Origin of the sequence: Roseinatronobacter monicus (assembly GCF_006716865.1) — a bacterium.
Taxonomy (GTDB): Bacteria; Pseudomonadota; Alphaproteobacteria; order Rhodobacterales; family Rhodobacteraceae; genus Roseinatronobacter; species Roseinatronobacter monicus.
Window position 1 is genome coordinate 3,701,744 of the sequence record NZ_VFPT01000001.1, and the last position, 12,147, is coordinate 3,713,890.

A 12,147-nucleotide genomic window follows, 5' to 3' on the forward strand; every position below is an offset into this window, starting at 1 on the left:
TGCGGCTTCAGGTTTTTGGCTTCCAGTTCCAGGGCAGCAGTTCCCCAAGGCGGGGGTTCATATGATCATGGATGCGATCCAGAACATCTGCCAGATAGGCTTGTGGATCAAGACCGCTCATCTTTGCTGACTCGATAATGGTCATGGCACGCGCAAGAGTTTCGCCCCCAGCATCTGAGCCTGCGAATAACCAGTTCCGTCTCCCGACTCCGATCGGCCTGAGCGCCCGCTCAGCAGCATTGTTATCGATGGCCACGCGCCCGTCATCGAGAAACAGCGTAAGTGCCTTCCAGCGGCTCAGCCCATACCGGAACGCTTTGGCCAGATCGCTTTTGCCGGGGATGCGTGTTAATTGCTGCTCTGCCCAGACCCGGAAGGCCTCGACCTTGGGTTTGGTTTTTTCCTGGCGCACTGCTTTGCGTATGTCTGCGGGCTGACCGTTGATCTGGCGCTCGATATCATAAAGCGCGCCGATCCGGTCGAGCGCTTCGCGCGCGATTTCAGATTTCGTCACAATCCAAACATCATGGAAGTCGCGCCTCAGGTGGGCCCAACATGCAGCCTCTCGGAACTGGCTCTTGCCGTTGAGATCAGGAGCATAGAGCTTGGTATACCCTTTGTAGCCATCGGCCTGCAAAATGCCGCTGGATTTGGCGAGGTGGGTCAGGACATGCTCTTCTTTCCAGTCAGGGGCGAACTGGTAGACAGCCCCCGGCGGGGCTCCTCCCGCCCAAGGGCGCTGGTCGCGAACATAGGCCCACAGGCGGCCTTTTTTCACACCTTTTCCAAGCCCTCTGTCTCGTCGACTTCGATCAAGGACCCGGATAGGTGTATCATCTGCATGTAGCAGATCGCTGGCCATGATTGCGTCCTCGATCATCTTGATCAGTGGCGCCAGTGCTTTCATTGCCCCGCCGCACCAGTCGGCCATCGTTGTATCGGAAATATCTGCTCCCATCCGGGCGAAGATTTCATTGAGGCGATACAAAGTCAGCTGATCATCGTATTTCGAGACCAGGATGAATGCCAACAGGTTTGGGCCCGCCATGCTGCGCGGGATTGGTCTGCTGGGGGCGGGTGGCTGAACGATCTTCTCGCAGCACCGGCAAGATTTCTTGATGCGCGCGATTTCGATGATTTTCATCTGCGCTGCGATCATATCAAGCAACTCGCTGACATCCTCACCTACCACCCGCAGATTGCCACCGCAGTCGGGGCATGTGTCACCAGGATCAAGCTCACGGCGTTCGCGGGGGGTATCAGGCGACACTTTAGGACGACGGCGTTGCTTCTTTTCTGGCGCATCTGCTGTGGTATTACGCGCGTCTGCGTCCGTGTCAGCGTCCTCACTCTCATCTGGCGACGTGTCTTGTGCCTCGGCAACAGCGACATTCAGGTCTTCCAGCGCGAGTTCCAATTGTTCGATCTCACGCTCGATCTTTTCCGAGCTGGAACCGAACTTCTGTTTCTTCAGTTTGGCAATCCGGATGCGCAGGGCTTGAACGAGCAAGTCATGCGCGCGCAAGGTGGCCAGGATTTTCTGGTTCTCTGCCTGCAAAGAGGTGATCATCACCTTCAGAGCGGCCGGATCGTTGGGGAGAGAAATCGCTGCTTGGGACATGGAAATTTATACCATATCCCAAGCCTTATATCCACTAAAAACAAGCAATTACAGCAAGATAAATCATCCGACACGGGCTGGCGGCGCGCCCCAATCCGGCCTTCGCCACTCCATTCCTTCCCACAGCATGGCCAGCTGCGCAGAGGTCAAACGCGCGCTTCCGTCAGAGGCCGAAGGCCATGGGAAACGCCCCTTCGAGAGAACTTTATAATACAGACAAAATCCCTGTCCGTCCCAAAACAGCAGCTTTATCCTATCTCCCCGACGCCCACGGAATGCAAAGACTGCGCCGCTCGCAGGGCGCTGGCGTAGCACATCCTGTGCAATCGCCGACAGGCCGGCAATCCCCTTACGCATATCAGTGTAGCCGCAAGCCAGATAGACCCTAACCCCAGTGCCCGGACCAATCATGCCGCTTCCACCGCCTTTATCAGCCGGGTCAAGGCAGACGCATCGACATCTGTATCAATGCGCAAACTCCGGCCATTGCGCAGAACAACCTCAACCCGCCCGTCTTGCTCATCACTAACCGCACAAGGTCTCGATGCCTCAGGGTCCATTTCCAAAAACTCGACCGGCAAAAACACCGTTTCAGGGTCGTATGGCAAAAGGCCCTTCCTCTTCAGATCGTATCGCCAGCTATAGATCTGCTGCCGCGTCACATCATGACGCTGGGCAATCTGGGTCACTGTCGCCCCACCGACTCCAACTGACCGTACGATTGCCACCTTCTCCTCATCACTCCAACGTCGCCGCCGTTCAGCCCCAAGTATTTCTCCGCGCATCAATGCCTCCAATAAGGGACGTCGTTAACGACGTCGTTAAAGACATCTCATAACATCGCGAAGCGCCCAGAAGCAGGCGGTTCAAATCGGGTGGTTACGGGCCTACAAAGACGGTTTCTTTTTCTTCGAAATCAATCGCGACGTCTTTCAAACGCCGAAAGTTTCGTATGGAAATTTTCTTAAGGTACATATAGCGCCGCCTCTCTAACTCATCCCGACGATAACAACTTGAGGACTAGATGGAAGCGAGCCTTCGCCATTTGATTGCGTCTTGCAAGGAGATAATGCCGACGCTTCGATGCCTCCGCACTATCTAAGAGATTTGGATGACAGTCCGAAGCCGCTGAGTTGCTCAGGTCGCACCGGTGGTCAGATCCCTGCGATGCTCATTACGGCCTCACAACTTGCGGTAGGTGGTGCAACTCGGCAACGGACGCAGCTTACGCACTCCGGTCATTTATACACTGCCTAGCGAAGGTCGGCTCACCGCCCTCTGCGTCGGTCATGCCGCAACTGCGAAGGGGCATCAGGTGGATGGTGCGAACGGCAGAAGGGGCCCGAAATTAGCCCATCGCACCTCTCATAGCAGAGCCTTGTGTCAGGTTGAGAAGGCTACGTGTGGGTTGTAGTAGTCCCAGTCAGTCATTAGTCTGTTCAGGACAAAATCCGCACCAGCAAAATCAAAGGCTTGCAAGGCCAAAATCCGAGGGGGTTCAACTGGGACAGCGCGCGGCCATCTACGCCAGGGTTTCGACTTCTGATCAGTCCTGTGAACGGCAGGTCGCGGAACTGACCGCATTTGCAGAACGCGGCGGCTATGACGTGGTCGGCGTGTTCAAAGAAACGGCCTCCGGGGCCTCAGCTAATCGCGCCGCCCGCAATCAGATCCTCGATCTCGCGCAGGCCCGGCATATAGACGCCATTCTGGTCAGTGAGCTTTCCCGGTGGGGGCGGTCCACTCAGGATCTGCTCGATACCCTCAATCGGCTCGCAGGCTGGAAAGTCTCGGTCGTGGCTATGAACGGCATGACCTTCGAGCTTGACACACCCCATGGTCGGATGATGGCCACCATGCTGGCAGGGATCGCCCAGTTTGAGCGCGATCTTCTCAGCGAGCGTGTGAAATCCGGCCTTGCCGCAGCACGGGCGCGCGGAAAAAAACTTGGCCGACAGCCAGGACAACGACCCAAGTCTGACAAGCTCGCCCCGAAGGTTCTCCAGGCCATCGAAGACGGACGGTCATACCGATGGATCGCCCGCGATCTCGGCATTTCGAAAAACACCGTCTCCGATATCGTCAAGCGGCACCGTCAAAATGCCTTATGATATGATCCGGGCTGCTCGACCTTCTCTATATACCGAACCGCATTTATGCGAGAAAAGCTTGATAGCAATGAAGTCAGTGCTTACCGTGTGGGCATAGCCGGAGGACGTCATGGCCAGCATTACAATCAGGAATCTGGACGATTCGATCAAACGTCGTCTGCGCATCCGTGCGGCTGAACATGGGCGCTCCATGGAGGAAGAGGCGCGTGATATTCTGCGCCAGGTCGTGGGGGAGGGGAAGCCCGCACACAATCTGGCTGCTTCGATCCGCGCGCGCGTTGCCCCAATGGGCGGTGCTGATCTGGACCTGCCGCCGCGTGAGCCAATGCGAGAGCCACCTGCTTTTGATCGCCCCTTAAAATGATCATCATCGATACCAATGTCATATCTGAGCTGTTGCGCCCGGCTCCTGAACCCGCCGTTGAGGCATGGTTGGGCGCGCAGGACGGCCTCAGCATTTATCTGACCGCGATTTCCGAATCCGAGCTGCGCTACGGCGTGGCCATCATGGCGAATGGCAAGCGCCGCGATGGGCTGGCGAATGCGATTGACCGCATCCTGCGCGACGATATGGCCGTGCGCATCCTGCCTTTCGACAGTGCTGCTGCGCGTACTTATGCGGATATCGCTGCCAGCCGTCGCAGTGATGGCAAGCCGATCTCGCAGGCGGATTGTCAGATTGCCGCCATTGCGCGGGCTCATAACGCCCCGGTCGCCACCCGCAACACGCCTGACTTTGAAGGCTGTGGCATCGACCTGATCAACCCCTGGACTGCCGAATGAACGCCGTTGAAATCGAACAAGCCGTTTCCGAACTTGCCGAGCAGCCGTTTGATGCGGCCGAATTTCCCTATGCCTTTCTCACCGCCTTCGGCAACAAAGAGACCACAATAAAGCGTCTGCGCACGGGCGCGTCCAACAAGTCCGACATTGGCGGCATCCTTCAGACCAACAACATCCACCTGAAAACCTGCGCGCCGGGCGACATCGCGGCCACCCTCACTGCGCTGCGCGACAGCCCCGCCACCACCCGCGCCAAGGCGAAGTTCATCCTTGCCACCGATGGCATCGACCTTGAGGCCGAGGATATCACGAGCGGCGAAACCATCGCCTGCCGCTACACCGATTTCCCTGACCATTTCGGCTTCTTCCTGCCGCTCGCTGGTATCTCCACCGTCAAGCAGATCCGCGAAAGCGCCTTTGACATTCGCGCCACCAGCCGCCTCAACCGGCTTTATGTCGAGCTGATCAAGGACAACCCCGACTGGGGCAGCGCGGAAAAACGCCATGACATGAACCACTTCATGGCGCGGCTGATCTTCTGCTTCTTCGCCGAAGACACCGACATTTTCGTCAGCGACAACCTGTTCACCGCCACCATCGACCAGATGGCCAACCGCGACGGGTCGAACACGCACGAGGTCATTGGCGAAATCTTCAGGGCCATGAACACGGCCATCCCGAAACGGGCCGAGGCCAAGCTGCCCCGTTGGGCCGACACCTTTCCCTATGTCAACGGCGGGCTCTTCTCAGGCAGTACCGAGGTGCCGCGCTTTTCCAAGATCGCGCAGCGTTACCTGTCCCATATCGGCAGCCTCGACTGGACGCAGATCAACCCTGACATTTTTGGGTCCATGATCCAGGCCGTCGCGGACGAAGAGGAACGCTCGGTCCTCGGCATGCACTACACCTCGGTGCCGAACATCCTGAAGGTGCTGAACCCGCTCTTCCTCGATGATCTGCGCGCAGAGCTGGAGGTGGCGGGCGACAACGCGCGCAAACTCGCCAATCTGCGCGCGCGCATGGCCAAGATCCGCGTCTTCGATCCTGCCTGCGGGTCGGGCAACTTCCTTGTCATCGCCTACAAGGAAATGCGCGCGCTGGAATATGAGATCAACAAGCGCCGGGGCGAACCACAACGCCGCACCGATATTCCCCTGACCAACTATCGCGGGATCGAACTGCGGGATTTCTCGGCCGAGATTGCGCGGCTGGCGCTGATCATCGCGGAATATCAGTGCGACGTGCGCTATCGCGGCCAGAAAGAGGCGCTGGCCGAGTTCCTGCCGCTGGACGCGCAGAACTGGATCACCTGCGGCAACGCCCTGCGGCTGGACTGGCTGTCCATCTGCCCACCCACAGGGACGGGGGTCAAGTTTCAGGCTGATGACCTGTTCATGTCGCCGCTGGATCAGGCGCAGATCGACTTCGCGAACGAGGGGGGCGAGACCTATATCTGCGGGAACCCGCCTTATCAGGGTAGCGTAAATCAGACGCCTGAGCAGAAAGAAGATATGGCCCGCATCTTCGAACGATATTTGCCGACCTATAAAGACCTCGACTACGTCGCTAGCTGGTTGGTGCGCTCAGCAGAATTTGCCGAAATAACGAAGGCATCGGCTGCATTTGTTACAACGAACTCGATATGCCAAGGCGAGCAGGTCGGGATGCTCTGGCCAATCCTTTTCTCCAAAGGTCAAAGAATTTTCTTCGCCCACACGTCGTTTTTGTGGCGGAATAACGCTGCCAACAACGCGGGCGTTACCTGCATTGTGGTGGGCCTTTCTAATCACGAAGTGGGTGAGGTCAGGTTGTTCGACGGTGAGATCGTGAGGGCAGTGCAAAATATAGGTCCCTATTTGACGCCTTCCGACAACACAATCGTTAAGAAATCAAGCGTGCAAATCTCTGGGCTGCCAACCATGGTATCTGGGAACAAAGCGACGGATGGCGGAAATCTGATTCTCACCCGTGAAAGGCGTGACGAAATAGTTTCGCGTTCCCCCAATATTGGCGAAAAAATCAAGAGGCTTGAGGGTGCAAAGGAGTTCATTCGAGGAGATTCTCGCTGGTGCCTTTGGTTGGTTGATGGGGATATTATCGATGCGTTAAGTGATCCCGAGATCAGCAAGCGGATTGAGGCCGTCAGGAAGGTTCGTCTGGAAAGCCGGGGGAAACAGGCGAATGATGCCGCGTCCTTTCCGCATCGCTTTGTCTATGCGCCACATGTTCCCGGCAGATCGATTTTAATTCCTAGCGTGTCATCTGAGCGACGGGACTTCCTCCCATGCGGATACTTCGATGATCGCACGGTGATCGTTGCTCCCAATCTTGCAATGTATGGCGCCCCGATTTGGTGCCTTTCCCTTATAGCCTCGCGCCTACATCTGGTTTGGATCGCCACGGTCTGCGGCAAGCTGAAAACCGATTTCCGCTATTCAAACACCCTCGGCTGGAACACCTTCCCCGTCCCCAAACTGACCGAAAAGAACCGCGCCGACCTGACAGCGGCGGCCGAAGGCATCCTTCTGGCCCGCGAGGCGCATTTCCCCGCCACCATCGCCGACCTCTACGACCCCGAAAAAATGCCCGCCAACCTGCGTGCCGCCCATGACCACAACGACGAGGTGCTGGAACGCATCTACATCGGCCGCCGCTTCCGCAACGACACCGAGCGGCTGGAAAAACTGTTCGAGATGTACACGAAGATGACGACGAAGGTGGCTGACCTGGCCTGATCTGACATAGGGCGTAACGTTAACGCAAATACAGGCCACGTTTTGACATAAGGCTTGCCATTGCGCGGTGATCTGACATATGGATTTTCAAAACGGAGAAACTAGGGGCATTTCTGACATATGGACATCCGGGCATTTCAGGCGGGCCAGACAGAGGACCGCTTTCACTACAAGGCGTTCCTGCCCGCGACGGTCTGCCATGAATGGGTCATCGCTGATCCGGAACTGACTGACCTTCTGGGCCGCGCCGACCGTGCCCTGGGAGAGTTGAACGCGTTCGCGCAGCTTGTCCCCGACATCGACTTTTTCATCCGCATGTATGTGGCCAAGGAGGCCACCCAATCGAGCCGGATCGAGGGGACCCAGACGAATATCGAGGATGCGTTCAAGGATGCCGATGACCTCGACCCTGAAGAACGCGACGACTGGTCCGAGGTGCAGAATTACATCAACGCGGTGAACTTTGCGATTACGGCGCTGGACACTCTGCCGCTGTCTAACCGCCTGCTGCGCCAGACACATGAAATCCTGCTGACCGGCGTGCGTGGGGAGCACAAGCAACCGGGCGAATTCCGGCTCAGCCAGAACTGGATTGGTGTCAGCCTGAAAAACGCGACCTTTATCCCGCCGCATCATGACCATGTGCCTGACCTGATGAGCGACCTCGAAAAATTCTTGCATGCCGAGGATCTGTTCGTTCACCCGCTGATCCGCATCGCCATCGGCCATTACCAATTCGAGACAATCCACCCGTTTCTGGATGGCAACGGGCGGCTGGGGCGGTTGATGATTTCACTCTATCTGGCGTCCACAGGATTGTTGGAGAAACCGGCCCTTTACCTGTCCGATTATTTCGAACGCAACAAGACCGCATATATCGACCACTTGATGGCAGTTCGTCACGGCAACCATATGCGCAACTGGCTGATCTTTTTCCTGCACGGGGTAGAGGAAACAGCGCGCGCCTCTGCAGGCGTGTTTCGCGCTATCCTGGCGATGAAGGCCCGGATCGAGCGTGATGTGCTGCCAAGATTCAGTGCGCGGCGTCAGGACAATGCCCATGCGCTGATGCGTCACCTCTATGCGCGCCCGGTTGTCGACGTGAACATGGCCGCCAAGATTATCGACGCCACAACGAACACGGCGTCTGCCTTGATTTCGGATTTGGTGGTGCATGGTGTGTTGGTGGAGGTGACTGGTCAACGCCGCAACCGGCTGTTCGTTTTTAATGAATACGTAGAACTGTTCCGAAGGTAGGCTGATGAATAAATCCGTACCTTCAGTTTCCGTCAAATACGCCGCCAATGGCAGCTCGAACAAGTCCAACGAGCTTGATATGCGGGCAATGCAGAACGCAGCGCAGGCGTCACGGGTAATCCGCGCGACACTGGTTGCTGGCCTGATCCGGCCAGCTGATGCGGACCGCCCCCGTGCTGGATATGTACCCGCATGGGGATGACATGGAAAACATTTGATCGGGTTTTGATTGCGCAGACGCAGACGAGAGGGCGCGATTTGGAAAGTAATGATAAATCAAACCGTTACGTCGGCCATGGTGCGGCATTATTATTTGATTGGGTTTTGAGAGCCCGCCCTCAAGCGAGGGGTTCCAGGCCCATCAGAAAGAAAACAACATGACAAAGAGTGTCCCCTCCGTCTCCGTCAAATACGCCGCAAACGGCAGCTCGACCAAGTCGAACGAGTTGGGCATGCGCGCGATGCAAGAGCGCGCTTTTGAAAAACGCGGCGAGCAATACCTGCTGATTAAGTCGCCTCCCGCCTCGGGCAAATCGCGCGCGCTGATGTTCATCGCGCTCGACAAGCTGCACAATCAGGGCCTGCGTCAGGCCATCGTCGTGGTGCCGGAGAAGTCCATTGGGTCCAGCTTCAACGACGAGCCGCTGAGCAAACATGGCTTCTGGGCCGATTGGGAGGTGAAGCCGCAATGGAACCTGTGCAACGCCCCCGGTGGCGACGATGGCAAAGTCGGTGCTGTGGGCAAGTTCCTGGCCAGCGACGACAAGGTGCTGGTCTGCACCCACGCGACCTTTCGTTTCGCCGTCGACAAGTTCGGGATCGAGGTCTTTGATGATCGTCTGATCGCGGTGGACGAGTTCCATCACGTCTCGGCCAATCCCGACAACAAGCTGGGCACGCATCTGGGCGCGCTGGTCGCACGCGACAAGGTGCATCTGGTGGCAATGACCGGATCCTATTTCCGCGGCGATGCCGAGGCAGTCCTGTCGCCCGAGGACGAGGCGAAGTTCGATACCGTCACCTACACCTACTATGAGCAGCTGAACGGCTACAAGTACCTCAAGACGCTCGATATCGGGTATTTCTTCTATTCCGGGTCCTATGCGGATGACATCCTCAAGGTGCTGGACCCGTCCGAGAAGACCATCCTGCACATCCCGAATGTGAACTCGCGCGAAAGCACGAAGGACAAGCACCGCGAGGTCGAGCACATCATTGATGCCCTGGGCGATTGGCAGGGGACGGACCCCGCCACCGGGTTTCAGCTGGTCAAGACGCCGGAGGGGCGTGTGCTGCGCATCGCCGATCTGGTGGATGATGAACCGGCCAAGCGGGACAAGGTTTCCGCCGCGCTGAAGGACCCCGCGCAGAAGAACGCCCGCGACCATGTCGACATCATCATTGCCCTGGGGATGGCGAAGGAAGGGTTCGACTGGATCTGGTGCGAACACGCCCTGACGGTCGGCTATCGCGCCAGCCTGACCGAGATCGTGCAGATCATCGGCCGCGCCACCCGCGATGCCGAGGGCAAAACGCGCGCGCGCTTCACCAACCTGATCGCCGAGCCTGACGCCGCGGCTGAGGCGGTGACGGAAGCCGTGAACGATACGCTGAAGGCGATCGCCGCCAGCCTGCTGATGGAGCAGGTGCTGGCCCCGCGTTTCAACTTCACGCCCAAGACTGTGAAATGTGGCCCTGTCGAAGGGTTCGATTACGGCGCGGGCGGCTATGATCCGGGCAAGGAGAACGTCGGCTTCAACGAGGCCAGCGGGCAGTTCCAGATCGAGATCAAGGGGCTGGTCGAACCCAAGAGCAAGGAGGCCAAGCGCATCTGCCAGGAAGACCTGAACGAAGTGATCACAGCCTTCGTTCAGGACAAGACCACAATCGAGCGCGGGCTGTTTGATGAAGAACTGGTCCCCGAAGAACTGACCCAAGTGCGCATGGGCAAGATCGTCGCCGCGCGGTTTCCCGAACTGGACACCGAGGATCAGGAGGCCGTGCGCCAACATGCCGTGGCCGCGCTGAACCTGACCCAGAAGGCCAAGGAAATCGCGCTGACAGGCGGTGAGGATGGCGAGGTATCCGCCAACACAGCACTGATCGACGGCGTGCGTAAATTCGCTATGGATGTGCGCGAGCTGGATATTGATCTGATCGACCGGATCAACCCGTTCGGGGAAGCCTATGCGATCCTGGCCAAAACCATGAGCGAGGAAAGCCTGAGGCAAGTCGCTGCGGTGATTACTGCGAAGAAAATTCAGCTCACCCCGGAAGAGGCGCGCGCGCTGGCCAAACGAGCGGCGGCATTCAAGCAGGAACGCGGGCGATTGCCGTCGATCACATCGGCTGACCCATGGGAGAAGAAAATGGCTGAAGGGGTGGCCTACCTTATCCGCATGAAACAGGAGGCCGCCAATGGCTAACGGGTTCACGGAAGACGACGATGCGCTGCTGGCCGAGCTGGGCGTTGAGGTCGAAACGAAAAAGCAAGTTTCCCGCACCCCGCGCGAAGAGCGGATCATCGCAGGCTTCGAAGAAATTCAGCGTTTTGTCGATGAGCACGGCCGCCGTCCGCAGCATGGCGAGGATCGCGACATCTTCGAGCGCCTGTATGCAGTCCGCCTTGACCGGATTGCCGAGTTACAGGAATGCCGCGACCTGATTGAGCCTATGGATCATCAGGGACTGCTGAGTGGCACGCCACTGGCGCTGCCGGGTGATGCCGAGGAGATGGATGACGACGCGCTTCTGGACGCGCTCGGGATCGAGGTTGAAGCGCCAGCGATCACAGAACTGAAACATGTCCGATCGACGACAGAGAAAAAGGCCGCGGAAGAGATCGCGAGCCGTGATCGATGTGAAGATTTTGCGCGCTTCAAGCCTCTGTTCGAGCAGGTGCAGAAGGAACTTGACACCGGCTTGCGCGAGGCACGGAAATTCGAGCTGAAATCGGAAATCGAGCCCGGCCGTTTCTTCATCGTGGGTGGGCAGAAAGCCTATGTCGCCGAAATGGGGGAAATGAAGCTCACGGATCATGGGCGCACGGATGCGCGGCTGCGGGTGGTTTTCGACAACGGGACCGAAAGCAATATGCTGATGCGATCGCTGCAGCGTGCCCTGAACGCAGATGGCGACGCCGGGCGGCGCATATCCGAGCCGCATGCCGGGCCATTGTTCTCTGATCGGACGATGGACGGAGATGAGGCCAGTGGTACTATCTATGTGCTGCGCAGCAAATCCGATCACCCACGGGTGGCCGAGAACCGCGATCTGGTTCACAAGATCGGTGTGACCAACATGAGCGTGGAAAAGCGCATTGCAGGGGCACAGCTGCAGCCGACATTCCTGATGGCCAATGTCGAGATTGTCGCCACCTATGAGCTGTACAACATCAACCGCACCCGCCTTGAAAAACTGATCCATCGCATCTTTGAACCAGCACGGCTCGATATAGAGATTTTGGACCGCTTCGGGCGGCCTGTGGCCCCGAAGGAATGGTTTCTGGTACCGCTCTTCGCGATCAACGATGCTGTCGAGAAAATCAAGGACGGTACGATTGCCGGTTTCGTCTACGACCCCACTCAGGCGAAATTCATCCGTCGATCAGACAAGGGCGGTGGCGATTAAGTTCACTACG

Annotated in this window: 12 protein-coding genes; 8 read left to right on the forward strand and 4 right to left on the reverse strand. The window is 57.7% G+C overall.

Annotated features, from left to right (window positions below; all coding sequences use genetic code 11):
* Positions 1-7: 7 nt before the first annotated feature.
* From tnpC to BD293_RS23590, 4 genes are all read right to left on the reverse strand, one after another.
* The gene (gene tnpC / locus BD293_RS17620; protein WP_142080153.1) at positions 8-1,621 is read right to left on the reverse strand and encodes an IS66 family transposase; all 1,614 of its coding nucleotides are present in this window, start codon (positions 1,619-1,621) and stop codon (positions 8-10) included.
* 63 nt (positions 1,622-1,684) lie between these two features.
* Positions 1,685-2,032, reverse strand: a complete 348-nt coding sequence (gene tnpB / locus BD293_RS17625; protein ID WP_142080138.1) for an IS66 family insertion sequence element accessory protein TnpB — start codon at positions 2,030-2,032, stop codon at positions 1,685-1,687.
* Entirely contained in the window at positions 2,029-2,406 is a 378-nt protein-coding gene (tnpA, locus tag BD293_RS17630) for an IS66-like element accessory protein TnpA (protein WP_142080137.1), read from the reverse strand. The genes tnpB and tnpA overlap by 4 nt, the downstream gene beginning before the upstream one ends.
* Positions 2,407-2,500: 94 nt before the next feature.
* Positions 2,501-2,596 (reverse strand): AAA family ATPase, encoded by a 96-nt coding sequence (locus tag BD293_RS23590; protein WP_142084039.1) that lies wholly within the window; start codon positions 2,594-2,596, stop codon positions 2,501-2,503.
* A 428-nt stretch (positions 2,597-3,024) separates the two neighbouring features.
* Between BD293_RS23590 and BD293_RS17640 the strand changes: the two genes are divergently transcribed.
* The 8 genes from BD293_RS17640 to BD293_RS17675 all read left to right on the forward strand — a co-directional run bounded on the left by BD293_RS17640 (position 3,025) and on the right by BD293_RS17675 (position 12,137).
* The gene (locus BD293_RS17640) at positions 3,025-3,732 is read left to right on the forward strand and encodes a recombinase family protein (protein ID WP_246086340.1); all 708 of its coding nucleotides are present in this window, start codon (positions 3,025-3,027) and stop codon (positions 3,730-3,732) included.
* Between the two features lie 109 nt (positions 3,733-3,841).
* Complete coding sequence (locus BD293_RS17645) at positions 3,842-4,096, forward strand: FitA-like ribbon-helix-helix domain-containing protein (protein WP_142084041.1); 255 nt, start codon at positions 3,842-3,844, stop codon at positions 4,094-4,096.
* Positions 4,093-4,515 (forward strand): type II toxin-antitoxin system VapC family toxin, encoded by a 423-nt coding sequence (locus tag BD293_RS17650; RefSeq protein ID WP_142084044.1) that lies wholly within the window; start codon positions 4,093-4,095, stop codon positions 4,513-4,515. The genes BD293_RS17645 and BD293_RS17650 overlap by 4 nt, the downstream gene beginning before the upstream one ends.
* Positions 4,512-7,250, forward strand: a complete 2,739-nt coding sequence (locus tag BD293_RS17655) for a class I SAM-dependent DNA methyltransferase (protein ID WP_142084046.1) — start codon at positions 4,512-4,514, stop codon at positions 7,248-7,250. The genes BD293_RS17650 and BD293_RS17655 overlap by 4 nt, the downstream gene beginning before the upstream one ends.
* Before the next feature lie 120 nt (positions 7,251-7,370).
* On the forward strand, positions 7,371-8,507 hold the full coding sequence (locus BD293_RS17660; protein ID WP_142084048.1) for a Fic family protein: 1,137 nt from the start codon (positions 7,371-7,373) through the stop codon (positions 8,505-8,507).
* 4 nt (positions 8,508-8,511) lie between these two features.
* Complete coding sequence (locus BD293_RS17665) at positions 8,512-8,709, forward strand: hypothetical protein (protein WP_142084050.1); 198 nt, start codon at positions 8,512-8,514, stop codon at positions 8,707-8,709.
* A 115-nt stretch (positions 8,710-8,824) separates the two neighbouring features.
* Complete coding sequence (locus BD293_RS17670; protein WP_246086341.1) at positions 8,825-10,933, forward strand: DEAD/DEAH box helicase; 2,109 nt, start codon at positions 8,825-8,827, stop codon at positions 10,931-10,933.
* Entirely contained in the window at positions 10,926-12,137 is a 1,212-nt protein-coding gene (locus BD293_RS17675) for a GIY-YIG nuclease family protein (RefSeq protein WP_142084052.1), read from the forward strand. Before BD293_RS17670 ends, BD293_RS17675 begins: the two co-directional genes overlap by 8 nt.
* Positions 12,138-12,147 lie beyond the last annotated feature (10 nt).